The sequence below is a fragment of the Massilia sp. Root335 genome (genome assembly GCF_001425685.1).
Lineage (GTDB): Bacteria > Pseudomonadota > Gammaproteobacteria > Burkholderiales > Burkholderiaceae_D > Telluria > Telluria luteola.
In genome coordinates, this window is record NZ_LMCY01000008.1 from 262,991 (window position 1) to 280,417 (window position 17,427).

Below are 17,427 nucleotides of genomic sequence, written 5' to 3' on the forward strand. Positions count from 1 at the left end.
AGGAACATGAACTACCATGTTTCCTCTCAGGGCACGGTATTTTTGTCTTTTTCGAACCGATTGGCCGGTCGTTGGCTGCATGCCGAGGTCTCGTATGACCCTCTTCAGCCGGATGGACAGTTGTTCAGGCTGTGTGTGACTGAGAAAGTTGATGGGGAAGAGCCCGAGGTCGTCTCGGGCTATAGGCACGGCTGTATTGAGCACATAGTACGAACTGCCAAGGGGTTTCTCTGCTATTACACCTCCCATAAGCCAGCAGCCACGAAGAAGAAGTCGACTGTCACGATCCGAGTCGACGATGACCTTCGTCAGGCCTTCGAGGAAGCCGCTGCGGCTACCGGTGAATCTCAGGCAGTGGTCCTTCGCCAACTGATGCGCTTTTTCATCGGCAAAGGGCCTGATCCGAGGGTTGGAGTTTAAGCAACTATAAGCAACTGTATCTTGGGTCTGGTCACCTAGGCTCGTTGACCCTTTGTAATACATGCGACTGCCGAGAGTGCAAGATTGGAGGCCCTACTAACTGATTCATGGGGCTTCAAATGGCTAACGACGCATACCTACAGATTGACGGCATCAAGGGCGAATCGACTGACTCGAAGCATAAAGAATGGATTGAGGTCAGCAACGTTGTCTGGCACGTTCACCAGCCGCGCGCACTCTCGATCTCATCTTCAGGACACACGAATGGCAAAGCCGAGCTTTCGGAGATCTCGTTCAGGAAGCTGGCTGACCTGTCATCGCCGCTGCTCTGCCAGACGTGTGCTACTGGCAAGACGATCCCGAAAGCTAAGTTTGAGTTCATGCGTGCGGATGGTAATGGTGAGCCCATCAGGTATTACACTGTCGAGATCGAAAACGTGATGATCTCCTCGGTGAGCCCATCAAGCGGCGACGGCGGTGTGTTGACCGAGCGGGTTTCGTTGGCCTACTCGAAGATCAAGTGGAGCTACACGCAGCAGAAGATCGCTGGCGGAGCTTCCGGCAATACCTCGGGCGGCTGGGATGCCGCTGCCAACAAAATCGCGGCGTGAGCGCTTATGCGCCCCGTCATCTACGAGGGCGACCTTGGAGAGCTGCTCGCGAAATACTTCGGACACTTCGCAGGCAGGAACCAAGAATGCGTCGCCTTTCCTCAGGCCGTTACAAACCTCGGACACACGAGCCGGTGGCAACCGGGTGTGAAAGTCGTGGATCAGACGTTCATCACGCCTGGGACGGTAGTCGCAAACTTCAAATTCGAGAATGGCAAGGCACGGTTCCCGAACCAGCACGGCTACCACGTCGCCATCTTCTTGGATTTTGGAAATCGAAAGCCTGGAGGTGGCTACACGCACTTTTGGGTGTTAGATCAATGGCATGGCAAGACGGTAGCGAGAAGGAACAAGAACGCCTGGCCTACCGATCAGGTCAAGCGACTCCACATTCTTCCGTGCGACAACGCCGATGACTACTATGTGGTGATGGTGCCATGAGGAAAATCCTACTGATCGGTATCTTTCTGACATTCAGTGTCAGTGCTCAAACAGTGGAGTGCCCTAAAGTGTGGCAGGGAGCCAAGCTGACCGGAGCGGGCGCGTATTTCGATAAGCAGACCGAAATACAAGGCGCAAGAAGGGATGTGAAGGGCGGGTATGACGTCGAGCTACCACTGAACACAGCATGGCTTGTGTGCGAGTATGGGGCGGCTCAGAAGTGGGATGAGGTGAAGCCAGACCCCAAGATAGACCGCTGTACCCTAAGGGTCAGGGAAAGTAAGAAAGAAGTAAAGAATGCTAAATTGACATGCAAGTAACGCAATGCCGCCTACAGAGGCGACATTTTCGAATTTATGCCTCAACTGCCACAGCCTCGGGCTTCCGCTTAGGCATCTGCCAAGACAAGTTACCCTCCTCGTCGGGATGCAGATCTTCGGGGCGCAGCTGGGTATACCGTTCGAGCATCTTCCAGTCCATATGCCCAGTTACCATCGCAACTCGGGGGATGTCGTAGCCCCGCTCAAACAGCCTGGACGCTCCTTCATGCCTCAGGTCGTGAAAGCGAAGGTCAATAATGCGGCAAGCCTTTACTGCGCGAGGGAAGATAGTGCTGAATGTCTTGGCGTCGTAGGGAAAAATGCGATCATCGGTGCGGGGCTGAGCCATCACAATATCCCAAGCTTTTCCAAGCAGGGGCACAACCTGGTTGCGCTTCTTTCGAGGATGCTTCCTATCTCGTATAATGACAGTCTTCTTTACGAAGTCTACGTCTGACCACCTGATTCGAGTGATCTCAGAAGCACGCATAGCCGATGCCACCGCAAAGTCAATGATTGTGGACATTGGGATCTGCTGCCGAGGCTTCTCGTCAAAGTGCTTCCTGAGCTTCATGAGTTCTTCCTCTGTCGGTCGCCTGTCTCGACGGTTCGACTTGGGATCGAGCCCGTTGTCAGACATGTAACCGCGAATCTCAGTGAACAGTTTCGGCTCGAAATCATACTTGTAGTGCGTCTTGCATGATCGAAGGACAGTAGCAATCTCAGCTATGTCCATGTAAATCGTAACGCCGCCTGCTCCCGCGACTTCGCGGTCCTCGACGAAAGTAACAAGGCGCTCGAAGGTGAGGGCAGGGAGAACAACGTTGCCGAGCATCCTCTTGATGCGTTTGAGGTTCGCCACCTTCGTTTTGCCGTAGGGCTTGGTGGGCTTTTCTTTCGTTAGGTAGTGGTCAACTAGCGTCCCAAGGTTGATGTCCTTGAGCGCACGCTGGTCCTTGTGCTGCTTTAGAAGCATCTGAGCCTGGGTCTTGATAGCCCAATCCTTGGCTTCTTTTTGGGTAGGGAAGTTTGCTGAGGTAGATGGAAAGCCCTTTATACGAATGCGAGCTTGCCACTTGCTGCCGATTTGAAGGATTGTTGCCACGTGTTCTCCATGCTGTAAGTGATCTGTTCGGTCATCCCCTGACCAAACTCATGTGGCAAATTGTGGCAGTATTTGTGGCACTGGTACAGTGAAATGTAGTGAAAAATAGCGAAGCAAAATGAATGATGAGAAGCAAGAAAAACCTGTTTTCCCCTATGAGAAGCCAGTGAAAAAAAATATTTATCAAGGACGCTGTTTGTCCATTGCACCGATGATGGACTGGACCGACCGCCATTGCCGCGTCTTCCACCGCCAGATCACCCGGCACACGTGGTTGTATACAGAGATGGTGACGACGGGCGCCCTGGTCTACGGCGACGTCGAGCGCCACCTGCGCTTTGACGACATCGAGCATCCGGTCGCGCTGCAACTGGGCGGCAGCGATCCGGCCGACCTCGCGAAGAGCGCGAAGCTGGGCGAGCAGTGGGGTTACGACGAGGTGAACCTGAATTGCGGCTGCCCGTCCGAGCGCGTGCAGAAGGGCGCGTTCGGCGCTTGCCTGATGCAGGAGCCGCAGCTCGTGGCCGATTGCGTGAAGGCGATGCGCGACGCCGTCAGTATCGACGTCACCGTCAAGCACCGCATCGGCATCGACCATAACGAGGAATATGGATTCGTCCGCGATTTCATCGGCACCATCGCCGACGCCGGCTGCCAGACCTTCATCGTGCACGCGCGCAATGCCGTGCTGAAGGGGCTGTCGCCGAAGGAAAACCGCGAGATCCCGCCGCTGCGCTACGAAGTGGCGTACCAGCTGAAACGCGAATTCCCCGATCTCGAGATCATCATCAACGGCGGCATCAAGACCGACGACGAGATCGCGACCCATTTGCAGCATGTGGATGGCGTCATGATCGGGCGCGAGGCCTATCACAATCCGTACGTGATGGCCGGCTGGGATGCCCGGTTCTATGGCGACGCGACGCCGCCGAAGTCGCGCGAACAGGTGCTGGAAGCGATGATCCCGTATATTCGCGCCGAACTCGACCGCTACGGCCCGCTGGGCCTGCGCCTGAACAGCATCACGCGCCACATGCTGGGGCTGATGGCCGGCCTGCCGGGTGCGCGCGCATTCCGCCAGTTGCTGTCCGACTCCCGCCGCCTCGCCGAAGGCAATCCCGAACTCCTCCTCGAAGCCGCCGGCCGTCTCCGCCTGGCGGCGTAATTTGTCATTTTCCTACCCCGGCCGCATCGCGTGGTCGGGATGTTCAAAATCCGCTACAGAAAACGATGCAGTCTTGGAATCACCTGCATCGTCTTCCTTGCTGAAAAGCAAGAATACACCCATAATCTAGGCTCTTCTCCTTGCACGACATCTAATCCTGTTGTTGTGGTGAAACATAATTACAACGGTGCATGTTTTCTGTCTGCAATTCGCCGTTTTGATTTATCCTGACGGAAATACGCAAGTCCACCGGGAAGATGGACTTTCCGTAACAAAAAAGAGACGGCATCGGGGCGGCAGGCACCCGGGCGGATCTGATCACTTGGAACAGGGAAGATAAGGAATGAATCTCGCAAACATGAAGGTCGGCGCACGTCTGGGCTTGGGCTTTGCCCTCGTACTCGTGCTGCTGGTCATGGTCACTGTCATCGGCATCCTGCGCATGGCGCAGATCCAGAACCGGCTCGACCACGTCGTGAATGTCAATAATATCGTGACCCGCCTGGTAGTCGACATGCGCAACAACGTGAGCGAGCGTGTCACGTCGCTGCGTACCCTGACCCTGATGACCGATCCGGCCGACATGGAGCCGGAACTGAACCGATTCAAGGAACAGACCGCCAAGTACGACGCCCTGCAGGGCAAGCTGGCGGCCAAATTCTCGGAAGAAGCTTCGGCTGAGGAAAAATCCCTGCTGAACCAAGTGAAAGAAGCCGAAGGCGCGGCCATGCCGGCCATCGCCAAGGCGTCGGCATTGTATCTGGCCAACAACGCGATGGACGCCACCCGCGTGATGGTCAAGGAAATCCGTCCGGCCCAGAAGAAATGGCTGGAAGCACTGGACCAGCTGGGCAGCCTGGAAGACAAGCAGAATGCGCAGAGCCAGGTGGATGCCGAGGCCGCCTTCGCCAGCGCCCGCAACTTCATGCTCATGCTGCTGGGCCTGGCCGTTACGCTCGGCATCCTCGCCGCCACTGTCATCACCCGCGGCCTGCTGAAGCAACTGGGCGCCGAGCCGGGCTATACCGCCCGGATCGCCGGCAGCATCGCCGAAGGCGACCTGTCGATCGCCATCGACACCAAATCGTCGGATCGCGGCAGCCTGTTGGTCGAAATGAACCAGATGCGCAACAGCCTGGTCGACATCGTCAGCCAGGTGCGTCGCGGCACGCACACCATCACCACGGCATCGCGTGAAATCGCGGCCGGTAACACCGACCTGTCGTCGCGTACCGAATTGCAGGCCAGCTCGCTGGAAAAGACCGCGTCGGCGATGGAAGAACTGACGTCGACCGTGAAGCAGAATGCCGACAATGCCCGCGAAGCGAACCACCTGGCCGCCACCGCGTCGGACGTGGCACGCAAGGGCGGCGAAGTGGTATCGCAGGTCGTCGGCACGATGGGCGAGATCAATAGCTCGGCAAGCAAGATCGCCGACATCATCGGCGTCATCGACGGCATCGCCTTCCAGACGAACATCCTCGCGCTGAACGCGGCCGTCGAGGCGGCACGTGCCGGTGAGCAGGGCCGCGGCTTCGCCGTCGTCGCCTCGGAAGTGCGCAACCTGGCCCAGCGTTCCGCTGCGGCAGCGAAAGAGATCAAGCAGCTGATCGGCGACTCCGTCGAGAAGATCGGCCGCGGCAGCAAGCTCGTCGGCCAGGCCGGCGAGACGATGGACGAGGTCGTCGCGAGCGTCAAGCGCGTGACCGACATCATGAGCGACATCGCCAACGCCAGCGCCGAACAGAGCGCCGGCATCGAGCAGGTCAACGTGTCGATCATCGAGATGGACGGCATGACCCAGCAGAACGCCGCGCTGGTGGAAGAAGCCGCCGCCGCCTTCCAGAGCCTGCAAGACCAGGCCTCGGAACTGCAGCGCGTCGTCAGCATCTTCAAACTGGCCGAAGGCGAGGAGCCGGTCGTCGCGGAAGCTCCGGCACCGGCCGCAGTCGCCACCCGTGCCGTCGTCGTCCGTCCGGCCAAGCCGCAGCTGAAGAAGCCGGCCCAGGGTCCGGCCAGGGCGAAGGCGAAGGCGAAGGCCGCCGCACCGGCGCCGAGCGAGCGACCGGCCGATGCGCCGGGATCGACCGCGAAGAAGGTCGCGGCGGCTGCCGCCAGCGACGACTGGGAAGAATTCTGAGCCAGGACGGCTCGTCCAGCGCCGGTGATCGCGCCGGCATCAAAAAAAACTTTGTTTTTCGGGGGTAATAAAAATGTCCAATAAGAAATTTGTTATGAGCCTGATGGCTCTGCTGGTATCGGGTGTCGCCGGTTCGGCGTTCGCAGGCGAAACGCCGGCAACGTTCGATCCGAACAAGTGCAAGGTCGAGTATCCGAAAGCGTCGCTGATGAACGAAGAGCAGGGCGTGACCGTCGTGTCCTTCCTCGTCAATGCCGACGGCTCGGTGGCCGATTCGAAGCTGGAAAAGTCGAGCGGGTTCAAGGGTCTGGACAAGGCTGCGCTCAAGGGCCTGTCGGCCTGCAAGTTCAAGCCGGGCACCAAGGACGGCGCACCGGCCCAGACCTGGACCAAGGTCGACTACGCCTGGAGACTGGACTGATCGCCTGCGGATGCCGGCCGGTCCGGCTCGGCGCCCCAGGTGAGGCATTGCGTCCCCGGCATCTTTGCCGGGTGCGCACGAGACCTGCGGCCCGGCGGCATCCACAAGCCTGAAAAGGGCGTCCCTGCGGGGGCGCCCTTTTTGTTACCGGGATGTGGCGGCATGTTTCGGTTGTAAGCGCTTGCATCAATCCCGCTGACGCGCCCGGCGAATCGCTATAGTGGTCTCACAACGAACCGAAAGGAGAACCACCATGAAACGCATTCTCTGTGCCGCCGCTCTTGCCCTCGTCAGCACCGCCGCCGTCCTGCCCGCGCAGGCGTTCGCGCGGGAGGTCGTCGTCGTCCGCACGGCGCCGCCGCCGCCGCGCAGCGAAGTCGTGCCGGCCGCGCGCCACGGCTATGAATGGGCGCCGGGTTACTGGAACTGGAACGGCCACCGCTACGTGTGGATGCGCGGCCACTGGGAGCGGGTGCGTCCGGGCTATGTCTGGCACCGCCCGGAATGGCGCCAGGGTGACCGCGGCTGGGAACTGGATCGCGGCGGCTGGCGCCACGGCGACCGCGACGGCGACGGCGTACCGAACCGCGTCGACCGCCATCCCGCCAATCCGAACCGCTCCTGATTCAAGCCAGCGGCGCGCCGTCCTCGAACATTTCGCTGGCCATCCGCGCCAGGTCGTTCATGCCGCCGCCGGACGCGAGATGGGCGCGCAGCCAGCGCGCCTGTCCGCCGTCCTTCATGAGGTGCTCGATGACCTCGCACGCCTTGCCGAAGCCGGGGTCGCTCGAGCGGCCCCGCAGCCGTTCGAGGTCGGCGCGGATCGCTTCGCCGATGGGCATCGAGACTCCCGTTTCCGGATCGATCCAGCTGGCCTCGACGCCGTCGCGCGCCGCGTTGAAGCGGTTCCAGATGTACAGTTCGCGACTGCTGCTTCCCGGCCAGCGGCCCGGCTGGGCGGCCCATTCCAGGCACAGCTCGCGCGCGTAACAGGCCAGCGCGGCCGCGTAGACGGGCTTCAGGGGCGTATCGAGCACGCGCAGTTCGATCGTCCCATATTCGGGTTTGGGCCGCACGTCCCAATAAAAATCCTTGATGCTGTTGACGATGCCGTGGCCGGCCAGTTCGTCGAAGTGGGCGCGGAAGTCGTTCCACGTCCGGATCCCGTACGGCAGGATGCCGCTCATCGGGAACGCGCCCACGACGTTGCTGCGCGAGCTGCAGAAGCCGGACACTTCGCCTTGCCAGCAGGGCGAGTTGGCCGACAGGGCGATGAACAGCGGCGCGCGCTGCGTGAGCCACGAACACAGGCGCATCGCCTCGTCCGGCGAGCCCGCGCCGATGTGCACGTGCATGCCAAACACGGTAAACAGTTTAGCCAGATAGCCGAACTTGCGCTCGGATTCGAAATAGCGCTCCTTCGGGTAGATGCGCTGCTCGTTCCACTTCTGGAACGGGTGCGCGCCGCCGCCGGAGATCGATGCGCCGACGTCGAACGCGGCGCGCTGCACCGTCGTGCGGATGTGCTCCAGCTGCTCGGCCGCCTCGTCGAACGACGTCAGGATCGCGGTCGCCACTTCCAGCATCGACGTCGTGATTTCCGGCGTGTGCACCCACGGCTTGTCGTGCTTGTCCAGCAGGCGCAGGATGTCCGGCGCGGCCGGGAACAGGTCGAACGTGAGGCGGTCGAGCACCATCAGTTCCAGTTCGATGCCCATCGTGCCGACCGTCGACGCCTTGAAGTCCGGCAGGTAGGCGGGGCCCTGGCCGGACACGGCTTGCGCCTGGGCGTCCTGTTTCAACTTGACCAGCGCTTCGTCGTTCATCAACTCGCTCATTGCGAACCTCCTCGATAAGTTTCGCCCGCCAGGCGCAGGCCGACCCAGGTCAGGCCGGGCGCGAGCAGGACGTTCAGGGCCAGCAGCGCGCCCATCACGGCGGTGGACGTCGCATCGAGCCCGGTGTAGGCATTCAGCGTGTTGTCGACGACGAGACCGCCGTAACTCACCAGGGAGCACATCGACAAGGACATCGCATGCTGCTTGCGCGTGTCCCACGCCGTACCGGGCCACAGGGCCAGGCGGGTCGCCGCGATGCGGACCACGAACACCGTCACGGCCGCCAGGATCGCCCAGCCGTGCAGCAGCTGCTGCAGGTCGACGAGCGCGGCCGACATCAGGAACAGCAGCACATAGCCGATGTCCTGCGCGGTCTTCAACTGGGCCTGGAACACGTTGTCGCGCTTCTCGACGTTGCGCAGCAGGACGCCCATCAGCAACAGCGACAGCAGGGCGCTCGCCGCCGTCACGGAGCACAGGCCCAGGTCGATCAGCAGCGCCGCCAGCAGCATGCCGGGACGCAGCGTCGCCGGCACCTTGCACAGCCGCGTGGCGAGCGCGTACACGCCGTAGGACAGGACGGCGATCCCGGCGCCCACCGCGAGCTTGCCGCCCTGGCGCATCAGCTCCTTGGCGAAATCGCCGCCCGCATCCACGCCGTGGCTGCGCGTCCAGGCCAGGGTGATCCCGAGCGCGAGCAGGGCGACGAGGTTGGAGAGTCCGACCATGTTGGACGTGGCGAAGGTGCTGGTGCCGCTGGCGTTTTCGTCCGCCACCATCGAACTGTGGATGACGGGATTGACGGCGATGAGGATCGACCCGATGAAGATCGCGGCGCCCCACGGCAGGCCGAGCAACCCGAGCGTCACGGCGGCCGCCGCGCCGCGCACCAGCGTCGCCAGCAGCAGGCTCGCGCCCTGGCGTCCGCTGCGCATCAGCCACGCGAGGTCCATCTTGCGGCCGACTTCGAACAGCACCAGCGCGGCGGCGCCGTTGAGCAGTTCCTGGAACTGGGTCAGCAGCGCGCTGTCGATGAAGCCGCCGCCGGTCGCACCGAGCAGCAGGCCCGCGATCACGGCGCCATACAATTTGGGGATCTTGAAACGTTGCAGCGTCAGGCCGATCACGAGCGCGAGCATCAAGCCCGCGCCCAGCACGGCCAGCGGCGACAGCAGCCACAGTGGTGTGGACAGTTCATCACTCATGGCGCACCTCCCACGCATGGGCGAGCGCGGTCAGCTCGCGTTCGATCACGTCCGCCCGTTGCTTCGCCAGTTCCTTCTGGCGCTCGGGCGACGCCGGCGCCAGGTCGCTGACAATGCGCGCGCGCACGATGCCCGCATCGTCGCGCAGCGGAATCCACAGCTGTCCCTTGACGCTGCGGCCTTCCTTCCAGACCGCGATGAATTTGGCGCCCGTGCGCGCGCCGGGTTGGGCCGGGTCGAGCAGGGAAAACGGCTGCAGCCATTCGGCGTCGGGGAAGCGGCGCGCCAGCTGCACCTGCATGCCGCTGCGCTGCTCCAGCCGCGCGTCGTCGCGCGAATACGGCAGGTGGATGCGCGTCTGCGTGATGCCCGCCGTTTCCAGGCGCAGGCAGGTCTTCTCGGACACCCAGCGCCACGTATCGCCGTCGAGCACGCGCGGCTTGCCCTTCGACGCATCGCGCCAGGCGACGAACAGCGGCGACGCGGCCGGCAGCGGATTGCCCGCATCGATGGCATGCGCCGCCTTGGTCACGTCGCTCCAATGGCCGGCCTGCCAGTCGCGCGTATCGGGTTTGTCGGACGGCTGCCAGCGCCACAGTGCCGCCGACCATTGTCCGTCGTCGCCGCGCCAGATGGCCGCCAACTGCTGCGTATCGGCCGTGCCGGACGTCACGGTCCGGCCGGACCAGACGCTGCTCCATGGCGGCGCGTCCGCATGGATGGCCTGCGTGAGGCGATGCCACGCGATGGCGGCCGGCGGCAGGCAGGTGGCCGCCGGCGTCGGGATGGCGCGCCAGTACAGCATCTGCACGCGCTGGCTCCAGGCGCAGCGCCGCGCGGTCGGTTCGCCCATGCCCGACAAGGCCGGGTCGATCGGCGCTGCGCAGTCGCTCGGATAAGAACCGCTCAACCGCGTGAAGTCGGCGATGGCGGGCGTCGTGGGCGGCGCAGGCTTGCGCCTGGCGGCCTGCGACGGCGGTGCAAGCAACACGCACAGCGCGAATGCGCTCGCGAGCAGGCGGACCTTGTCGAAGCGGTGGCGGTGCGACGGTGTTACTGGGGTCATAAGTGATCGGCCCTCGGAGAGAGACCTCGGCGCGGCCGGCGGGGAAAGCAGATCCGTCCCGGTGCGCGGAGGCGGGCGGTCGCAGTGCGGCGGGGTCGGCCGGCGTCTGGACCCGTTGAAAGAGTGGATGCTGCGGGGCGCATCCGCGCTGCGGCGGGGCCGCATGGCGGCCAGGTCAACGCAATGCCTGCCGCTCGTTTTTTGAGTGTGTATCGGGATCAAGTATAGGGCAAATAATTCATTTGCTCAAATATGATTGACGTAAGTACATTTTCGACATGTATTTTAGGCTATGTGCGGCTGGGGTGGCGTACGGTTGAGTTGAGTCCCGCGGACCGCGTTCGAGGGCGGGCACGGCCTGGACAGGGAATGTAAACGAAAAAAGCCGCGAAGCTTGCACTCGCGGCTTTTTGAATTCTTGGGGTGGCTGATGGGACTCGAACCCACGACAACAGGAATCACAATCCTGGACTCTACCAACTGAGCTACAGCCACCACTGTCTTACTTGCTGTCTCGTTGTTGCCGAGACAGAACGAGATTATATAGCGTCATTCGCAATCTGGCAAATCGAATTGACCCAGCAGTGCAAGGCGCGCCTACGCCGCCCCGAACGTCGCTTCCTGCACGGGCGGGTCGATGCCGATCAGCCCGTTGAACGCGGCCGACAGCGCGGTGGCGCTGGCGCTCGTGTACGCCTCCAGCCGCGCGGGCGCGTCCGACTGTGCGGGACGCACCAGATGGCCGGCATCCAGCAGCCGCACCAGCTGGCGCGCCACCGCTTCGCCCGTGTCGACGAGCGCGATCTCGCGTGCGCCCGTGGATGCGATCACGTCTTCGATTGCCGCTTGCACGAGCGGGTAGTGCGTGCAGCCCAGGACAAGCGTGTCGGCGCCGGCGTCGAGCAGCGGCGTCACGTAGCGGTGCAGCAGTTGCAGCGTGCCTTCCGTGTCGCCCAGTTCGATCTTGTCGACGAGGCCGCGGCACGGCTGCAGCAGGAATTGCGTGCCCGTGGCTTCCGTGACCTGGTCGCGCAGTTGCAGGAACTTGGCGCCGGCCAGCGTGCGCTCGGTCGCCAGCACGCCGACCTTGCCCGTGCGCGTGGCGGCGGCGGCCGGTTTCAGGCCCGGTTCCACGCCGACGATGGGCAGGTCGGGAAAACTCGCGCGCATCAGCTTCACGGCGGAGATGGTCGCCGTGTTGCAGGCGACGACGATGGCCTTGGCGCCGCGTTCGACGAGGAAGCGGGCCACCGCCAGCGAGCGTTCGGCGACGACGTGTTCGGACTTGTCGCCGTACGGGGCGAAGCCCGTGTCGGCCACGTAGAGCAGGTGTTCGTGCGGGAGTTGCGCACGGATGTGGCGCAGGATCGAGAGGCCGCCGAGGCCGGAATCGAAGATGCCGACGGGGGCATCTTCGGGGTGTGCTTGGGTGTTCATGGGGAGATGGTAACCCGGCAGGAGGCGTTGTGGTTACGCGGACAAAACTTGGGTCCCCGCCTGCGCGGGGACGACGTGTGAACGGAGCAGTCCAAGTTCGCACGTCGCCCTGCGCAGGCAGGGGCCCCAATTTCAAACGACGTTAAACCGTTGCGACCGGAATGCCCTTCAGCGATTCGATCTTCGCGGCCCATTCCTTCGGACCGGTCTCGTGCACCGACGTACCCGTCGAGTCGACGGCCACGGTCACCGGCATGTCCTTGACCTCGAACTCGTAGATCGCTTCCATGCCCAGGTCTTCGAAGCCGACGACCTTCGCCGACTTGATCGCCTTCGACACGAGGTAGGCCGAACCGCCGACGGCCATCAGGTACGCCGACTTGTGGTTCTTGATCGATTCGATCGCCACCGGGCCGCGTTCGGCCTTGCCGATCATCGCGATCAGGCCCGTCTTCTCGAGCATCATGTCGGTGAACTTGTCCATGCGGGTCGCCGTCGTCGGGCCGGCCGGGCCCACGACTTCGTCGCGCACCGGATCGACCGGTCCGACGTAGTAGATCACGCGGTTCGTGAAGTCCACCGGCAGTGGTTCGCCTTTCGCCAGCATGTCCTGGATGCGCTTGTGCGCGGCGTCGCGGCCGGTCAGCATCTTGCCGTTCAGGAGCAGGGTCTGGCCCGGCTGCCACGATGCGACTTCTTCCTTCGTCAGCGTGTCGAGGTTGACGCTCTTGCTCTTCTGCGTGTCCGGCGTCCAGTTCACGTCCGGCCAGGTCGACAGCGCCGGCGGTTCGATGTACGCGGGGCCCGAGCCGTCCAGCACGAAGTGCGCGTGGCGGGTGGCGGCGCAGTTCGGGATCATCGCGACCGGCTTGCTCGCCGCGTGGGTCGGGTACATATTGATCTTCACGTCCAGCACGGTCGTGAGGCCGCCCAGGCCTTGCGCGCCGATGCCCAGTGCGTTGATCTTGTCGCACAGTTCGATGCGCAGCTCTTCCAGCTTGTTCTGCGGGCCGCGTGCCTTGAGTTCATACATGTCGATGTCTTCCATCAGCGACTCCTTGGCCATCAGCATGGCCTTCTCGGCGGAGCCGCCGATGCCGATGCCCAGCATGCCCGGCGGGCACCAGCCGGCGCCCATCAGCGGGACGGTCTTGAGCACCCAGTCGACCAGCGAGTCGGACGGGTTCAGCATGACGAACTTGGTCTTGTTTTCCGAGCCGCCGCCTTTTGCCGCGACCATCACGTCGACCGTGTCGCCCGGGACCAGTTCCATGTGGACGACGGCCGGGGTGTTGTCCTTCGTGTTCTTGCGCTCGAAGTGCGGGTCGGCGACGATCGAGGCGCGCAGCTTGTTGTCGGCGAAGTTGTAGGCACGGCGGACGCCTTCGTTGACGGCGTCCGTGATCGAGCCGCTGCCGAAGCCTTCGAAGCGCACGTTCATGCCGATCTTGAGGAACACGTTGACGATGCCGGTGTCCTGGCAGATCGGGCGCTTGCCTTCCGCGCACATGCGCGAGTTGGTCAGGATCTGCGCGATGGCATCCTTGGCGGCGGGGCTCTGCTCGGCCTCGTAGGCGCGCGCGAGGTGCTGGATGTAGTCGGCGGGGTGGTAGTAGCTGATGTACTGGAGCGCGGCGGCGACCGATTCGATCAGGTCGTCCTGTTTAATGACAGTCATGTGATTCTCGCTGTGGGGGTCTGGGATTACGTGGTGCTAGTTGTGTGCTTGGTGCTGGGTGTTCATCATGATCCGGTCGGTGTAGGCGATCGCCATCGCCGACAGCAGGAACACGACGTGGATGCAGGTCTGCGCGATGATCGTCTGCGCATCGTAGGACTTGGCGTTGATGAACGTCTTGAGCAGGTGGATCGACGAGATGCCGATGATGGCCATCGCCAGCTTGGTCTTCAGCACGGACGCGTTCACGTGCGACAGCCATTCCGGCTGGTCCGGATGGTCTTCCAGATACATGCGCGAGACGAACGTCTCGTAGCCGCCGACGATCACCATGATCAGCAGATTCGAGATCATGACGACGTCGATCAGGCCGAGCACGACGAGCATGATCGTCGTCTCGTTCAGCTTGTCCGGCAGCGGTGCGCCCGGTACGGCCACGGCCTGGAAGATGTGCTGCAGCGCGGCCTCGTTGCCGAGCGCGGCGAGCACGAGGTCTTTTAGTTCGACCCAGAAATGGAACACGTACACGCACTGCGCGAGGATCAGGCCCAGGTAAAGGGGCAGTTGCAGCCAGCGGCTGGCGAACATGAAACTGGCGATGGCGCTGCGTTTCTTTGCGCTGGACGAGGGTTGCGAATCGAGCATCGAGGCGGGCTTTCCAAAGCGGCGGCGGTCAAGACAGCTCAACATTCTACACCCGTCCCGCGTTGCTGGCTTGGCTTCATCGCCGGCGTAAGGTTGGTAGAATGCCACGAGGGATGCTGGTCGGCGCGCGGGCCGATGGCCTGTAAGGGCTCAGTAAGCGAGCGCGCCTAAGGTATGAGGCAAAATTACTACTAATGGAGACTAGTATGGCCGAGAACGAGACCCAACATCAGGGACTGCAGGAACATCGTGTGTTCCAGCCGCCCGCACAATTCGCAGCCGATGCCGCCATCTCCGGCATGGATGCGTACAACAAGCTGTGCGACGAAGCCGCCAGCGACTACGAAGGCTTCTGGGCCCGCCTGGCGCGCGAGAACATCGCCTGGCACAAGTCCTTCACCCAGACCCTCGACGAATCGAATGCGCCGTTTTATAAATGGTTCGCGGACGGCCAGCTGAACGCATCGTACAACTGCCTCGACCGCAACATCGAGAACGGCAACGGCGACAAGACCGCGATCATCTTCGAAGCCGACGACGGCCAGGTCACCCGCGCCACCTACCGCGAACTCCACGAGCGCGTGTGCAAATTCGCCAACGGCCTGAAGTCGCGCGGCATCAGGAAGGGCGACCGCGTCATCATCTACATGTCGATGTCGATCGAAGGCGTGGCCGCCATGCAGGCCTGCGCGCGCATCGGCGCGACGCACTCGGTCGTGTTCGGCGGCTTCTCGGCGAAGTCGCTGCAGGAGCGCATCATCGACGCGGGCGCCGTCGCCGTCATCACGGCCGACGAGCAGCTGCGCGGCGGTAAGCCGCTGCCGCTGAAAGCCATCGTCGACGAGGCGCTGGCGCTGGGTGGCTGCGATACGATCCGCGACGTCATCGTCTACAAGCGCACCGGCGGCAACATCAACTTCCAGCAGGGCCGCGACCTGTGGCTGCACGACCTCGTCGACGGCCAGAGCGGCCAGTGCGAGCCGGAGTGGGTCGATGCCGAGCACCCGCTGTTCATCCTCTACACGTCCGGCTCGACGGGCACGCCGAAGGGCGTGCAGCACTCGACCGGCGGCTACCTGCTGTGGGCCGCGCTGACGATGAAGTGGACCTTCGACATCAAGCCGGACGACGTCTACTGGTGCACGGCCGATATCGGCTGGGTCACGGGCCACACGTACATCTGCTACGGCCCGACGGCCGTCGGCGCCACGCAGATCGTGTTCGAGGGCGTGCCGACGTTCCCGAACGCGGGCCGCTTCTGGGACACGATCGCCAAGCACAAGGTCAGCATCTTCTACACGGCGCCGACCGCGATCCGTTCGCTGATCAAGGCCTCGAACACGGACGAGAAGGTGCATCCGAAGAACTACGACCTGTCCAGCCTGCGCCTGCTGGGCACCGTGGGCGAGCCGATCAATCCGGAAGCGTGGATGTGGTACTACACGCAGATCGGCGGCGAGCGCTGCCCGGTCGTCGATACGTTCTGGCAGACGGAGACGGGCGGCCACATGATCACGCCGCTGCCGGGCGCGACGCCGATGGTGCCGGGTTCCTGCACCTTGCCGCTGCCGGGCATCATGGCCGCCATCGTCGACGAAGCCGGCCACGACGTGCCGAACGGGCAGGGCGGCATCCTCGTGGTGAAGCGTCCGTGGCCGTCGATGATCCGCACCATCTGGAACAACCCGGACCGCTTCCGCAGCGCCTATTACCCGGACGAGCTGGGAGGAAGGTACTACCTGGCCGGCGACGGCGCCATCCGCAACAAGGACACGGGCTACTTCACCATCACGGGCCGCATCGACGACGTGCTGAACGTGTCGGGCCACCGCATGGGCACGATGGAAATCGAGTCCGCGCTCGTGGCGCACCCGATCGTCGCGGAAGCGGCCGTCGTCGGCAAGCCGGACGACACGACCGGCGAGGCGATCTGCGCGTTCGTCGTGCTGAAACAGGCGCGTCCGACCGGCGAGGAGGCGAAGAAGCTGGCCGCCGAGCTGCGCAACTGGGTCGGCAAGGAGATCGGTCCGATCGCCAAGCCGAAGGAGATCCGCTTCGGCGACAACCTGCCCAAGACGCGCTCCGGCAAGATCATGCGCCGCCTGCTGCGCGTGCTGGCCAAGGGCGAGAGCATCACCCAGGATATCTCGACGCTGGAAAATCCGGCGATTCTCGAGCAGTTGAAGGAATCTGCCTGACCGTTCGGGCGCCTGATCGGTTACACTGATCAAAGCAGAGTTGACGCCGCGCCGGGAAACCGGGGCGGCGTTTTTTTATAGCCGCGCGAAACGGTATTCTTTTGTTACCGTTGAAAAGGGCGCTACGGTGCGAACGGTATTCTTTTGTCACCGTTGACATGGGCGGTAGGGTGGGCACACCGTGCCCACGCGGTGATACGCGATCTGCGATCTGCCGTGTCCGTGCCGGCATCCGTTGAACGCGTGGGCACGTGGTGCCCACCCTACGAGGTTTCGCGTCTTATTCTGCGCCAGGTTGCTTGGGCAGTCCGCATGATGGGCACGGGGTGCCCATCCTACGTTTCGTCGGGCCGCTTGAATAACGCATCCAATTCCGCCCGTTTGCTGGCCACCGCCGCGCGCCCGCGCGTGCCCGCGAACTCTTCCTCGATATTGTCGCGATAAAAACTCCAGGCCGCGCCCGACGTCGAGAACCGGCGCCAGACCTCGCTGCCGACGCCTGCGTAATCGATCGCGCTGCCGTCGTCGAATTCCACGCGCAGGATGCGCTCGCGCGCGTCGTAACCGATGGCGCGCAGCTTGCCCGCGTTGATGCGTTTCATGTCCATGGTGTGGTTTTTCTCCCTAACGATGCATGGATTATTGGGACATTCGCCTGATTCGGCAAGCCACGAGGCGTTGCGCGGCCGTGCATGCCTTGTTGCGTTCTCCGCTTGTACGTACTCTGGCTCAGCCGT

17 protein-coding genes and 1 tRNA gene are annotated in these 17,427 nt (G+C 62.9%); 9 read left to right on the forward strand and 9 right to left on the reverse strand.

Annotated elements, in window-relative coordinates; all coding sequences use genetic code 11:
• Positions 1-6: 6 nt before the first annotated feature.
• The 4 genes from ASC93_RS07040 (at position 7) to ASC93_RS32720 (ending at position 1,792) form a co-directional block, all read left to right on the forward strand.
• Complete coding sequence (locus ASC93_RS07040) at positions 7-420, forward strand: ribbon-helix-helix domain-containing protein (RefSeq protein ID WP_157201783.1); 414 nt, start codon at positions 7-9, stop codon at positions 418-420.
• Between the two features lie 119 nt (positions 421-539).
• The gene (locus tag ASC93_RS07045; RefSeq protein WP_056439697.1) at positions 540-1,031 is read left to right on the forward strand and encodes a type VI secretion system tube protein Hcp; all 492 of its coding nucleotides are present in this window, start codon (positions 540-542) and stop codon (positions 1,029-1,031) included.
• 6 nt (positions 1,032-1,037) lie between these two features.
• The gene (locus ASC93_RS07050; RefSeq protein WP_056439236.1) at positions 1,038-1,472 is read left to right on the forward strand and encodes a BPSL0067 family protein; all 435 of its coding nucleotides are present in this window, start codon (positions 1,038-1,040) and stop codon (positions 1,470-1,472) included.
• Complete coding sequence (locus tag ASC93_RS32720) at positions 1,469-1,792, forward strand: STY0301 family protein (RefSeq protein WP_056439241.1); 324 nt, start codon at positions 1,469-1,471, stop codon at positions 1,790-1,792. Before ASC93_RS07050 ends, ASC93_RS32720 begins: the two co-directional genes overlap by 4 nt.
• Before the next feature lie 34 nt (positions 1,793-1,826).
• Here ASC93_RS32720 and ASC93_RS07060 read toward each other — a convergent pair whose 3' ends face one another.
• Entirely contained in the window at positions 1,827-2,897 is a 1,071-nt protein-coding gene (locus ASC93_RS07060; protein ID WP_157201784.1) for a site-specific integrase, read from the reverse strand.
• 166 nt (positions 2,898-3,063) lie between these two features.
• Here ASC93_RS07060 and dusA point away from each other — a divergent pair, with 166 nt between their 5' ends.
• From dusA to ASC93_RS07080, 4 genes are all read left to right on the forward strand, one after another.
• Positions 3,064-4,062, forward strand: a complete 999-nt coding sequence (dusA, locus tag ASC93_RS07065; protein WP_056439247.1) for a tRNA dihydrouridine(20/20a) synthase DusA — start codon at positions 3,064-3,066, stop codon at positions 4,060-4,062.
• 343 nt (positions 4,063-4,405) lie between these two features.
• A complete protein-coding gene (locus tag ASC93_RS07070) occupies positions 4,406-6,202 on the forward strand; it encodes a methyl-accepting chemotaxis protein (RefSeq protein WP_229412627.1) in 1,797 nt (598 codons plus the stop codon).
• Positions 6,203-6,305: 103 nt separating this feature from the next.
• Positions 6,306-6,623 (forward strand): energy transducer TonB, encoded by a 318-nt coding sequence (locus ASC93_RS07075; protein WP_229412637.1) that lies wholly within the window; start codon positions 6,306-6,308, stop codon positions 6,621-6,623.
• Between the two features lie 253 nt (positions 6,624-6,876).
• On the forward strand, positions 6,877-7,248 hold the full coding sequence (locus ASC93_RS07080; protein WP_056439257.1) for a YXWGXW repeat-containing protein: 372 nt from the start codon (positions 6,877-6,879) through the stop codon (positions 7,246-7,248).
• Between the two features lies 1 nt (position 7,249).
• On the opposite strand, the gene ASC93_RS07085 is transcribed toward ASC93_RS07080, so the two are convergent.
• From ASC93_RS07085 to ASC93_RS07115, 7 genes are all read right to left on the reverse strand, one after another.
• On the reverse strand, positions 7,250-8,461 hold the full coding sequence (locus ASC93_RS07085; RefSeq protein ID WP_229412628.1) for a YbdK family carboxylate-amine ligase: 1,212 nt from the start codon (positions 8,459-8,461) through the stop codon (positions 7,250-7,252).
• Positions 8,458-9,666: a cation:proton antiporter gene (locus tag ASC93_RS07090; RefSeq protein WP_056439263.1), complete on the reverse strand. Its 1,209-nt coding sequence runs from the start codon at positions 9,664-9,666 to the stop codon at positions 8,458-8,460. Before ASC93_RS07090 ends, ASC93_RS07085 begins: the two co-directional genes overlap by 4 nt.
• Positions 9,659-10,732, reverse strand: a complete 1,074-nt coding sequence (locus ASC93_RS07095; protein WP_056439266.1) for a hypothetical protein — start codon at positions 10,730-10,732, stop codon at positions 9,659-9,661. Before ASC93_RS07095 ends, ASC93_RS07090 begins: the two co-directional genes overlap by 8 nt.
• 419 nt (positions 10,733-11,151) lie before the next feature.
• Positions 11,152-11,227 (reverse strand) — tRNA-His (locus tag ASC93_RS07100).
• Between the two features lie 102 nt (positions 11,228-11,329).
• The gene (gene murI / locus ASC93_RS07105; protein ID WP_056439269.1) at positions 11,330-12,169 is read right to left on the reverse strand and encodes a glutamate racemase; all 840 of its coding nucleotides are present in this window, start codon (positions 12,167-12,169) and stop codon (positions 11,330-11,332) included.
• A gap of 142 nt (positions 12,170-12,311) precedes the next feature.
• On the reverse strand, positions 12,312-13,847 hold the full coding sequence (locus ASC93_RS07110; protein ID WP_056439272.1) for a fumarate hydratase: 1,536 nt from the start codon (positions 13,845-13,847) through the stop codon (positions 12,312-12,314).
• A gap of 36 nt (positions 13,848-13,883) precedes the next feature.
• A complete protein-coding gene (locus tag ASC93_RS07115) occupies positions 13,884-14,492 on the reverse strand; it encodes a TIGR00645 family protein (protein ID WP_056439275.1) in 609 nt (202 codons plus the stop codon).
• Positions 14,493-14,698: 206 nt separating this feature from the next.
• Between ASC93_RS07115 and acs the strand changes: the two genes are divergently transcribed.
• Entirely contained in the window at positions 14,699-16,690 is a 1,992-nt protein-coding gene (gene acs, locus ASC93_RS07120; protein ID WP_056439277.1) for an acetate--CoA ligase, read from the forward strand.
• A 335-nt stretch (positions 16,691-17,025) separates the two neighbouring features.
• Here the strand turns inward: acs and ASC93_RS07125 are convergent, their stop codons facing one another.
• Entirely contained in the window at positions 17,026-17,298 is a 273-nt protein-coding gene (locus ASC93_RS07125) for a KTSC domain-containing protein (protein ID WP_056439280.1), read from the reverse strand.
• Between the last annotated feature and the right edge of the window lie 129 nt (positions 17,299-17,427).

What these genes read in the sequence shown, in the direction of transcription:
- ASC93_RS07090 (WP_056439263.1), bottom strand. Translation starts at nt 9,666, where the DNA reads ATGAGTGATGAACTGTCCACACCACTGTGGCTGCTGTCGCCGCTGGCC.
- ASC93_RS07110 (WP_056439272.1), bottom strand. Translation starts at nt 13,847, where the DNA reads ATGACTGTCATTAAACAGGACGACCTGATCGAATCGGTCGCCGCCGCG.
- ASC93_RS07050 (WP_056439236.1), top strand. Translation starts at nt 1,038, where the DNA reads ATGCGCCCCGTCATCTACGAGGGCGACCTTGGAGAGCTGCTCGCGAAA.
- murI (WP_056439269.1), bottom strand. Translation starts at nt 12,169, where the DNA reads ATGAACACCCAAGCACACCCCGAAGATGCCCCCGTCGGCATCTTCGAT.
- ASC93_RS07070 (WP_229412627.1), top strand. Translation starts at nt 4,406, where the DNA reads ATGAATCTCGCAAACATGAAGGTCGGCGCACGTCTGGGCTTGGGCTTT.
- ASC93_RS07125 (WP_056439280.1), bottom strand. Translation starts at nt 17,298, where the DNA reads ATGGACATGAAACGCATCAACGCGGGCAAGCTGCGCGCCATCGGTTAC.
- ASC93_RS32720 (WP_056439241.1), top strand. Translation starts at nt 1,469, where the DNA reads ATGAGGAAAATCCTACTGATCGGTATCTTTCTGACATTCAGTGTCAGT.
- acs (WP_056439277.1), top strand. Translation starts at nt 14,699, where the DNA reads ATGGCCGAGAACGAGACCCAACATCAGGGACTGCAGGAACATCGTGTG.
- ASC93_RS07080 (WP_056439257.1), top strand. Translation starts at nt 6,877, where the DNA reads ATGAAACGCATTCTCTGTGCCGCCGCTCTTGCCCTCGTCAGCACCGCC.
- ASC93_RS07040 (WP_157201783.1), top strand. Translation starts at nt 7, where the DNA reads ATGAACTACCATGTTTCCTCTCAGGGCACGGTATTTTTGTCTTTTTCG.
- ASC93_RS07075 (WP_229412637.1), top strand. Translation starts at nt 6,306, where the DNA reads ATGGCTCTGCTGGTATCGGGTGTCGCCGGTTCGGCGTTCGCAGGCGAA.
- ASC93_RS07045 (WP_056439697.1), top strand. Translation starts at nt 540, where the DNA reads ATGGCTAACGACGCATACCTACAGATTGACGGCATCAAGGGCGAATCG.
- ASC93_RS07115 (WP_056439275.1), bottom strand. Translation starts at nt 14,492, where the DNA reads ATGCTCGATTCGCAACCCTCGTCCAGCGCAAAGAAACGCAGCGCCATC.
- ASC93_RS07095 (WP_056439266.1), bottom strand. Translation starts at nt 10,732, where the DNA reads ATGACCCCAGTAACACCGTCGCACCGCCACCGCTTCGACAAGGTCCGC.
- ASC93_RS07085 (WP_229412628.1), bottom strand. Translation starts at nt 8,461, where the DNA reads ATGAGCGAGTTGATGAACGACGAAGCGCTGGTCAAGTTGAAACAGGAC.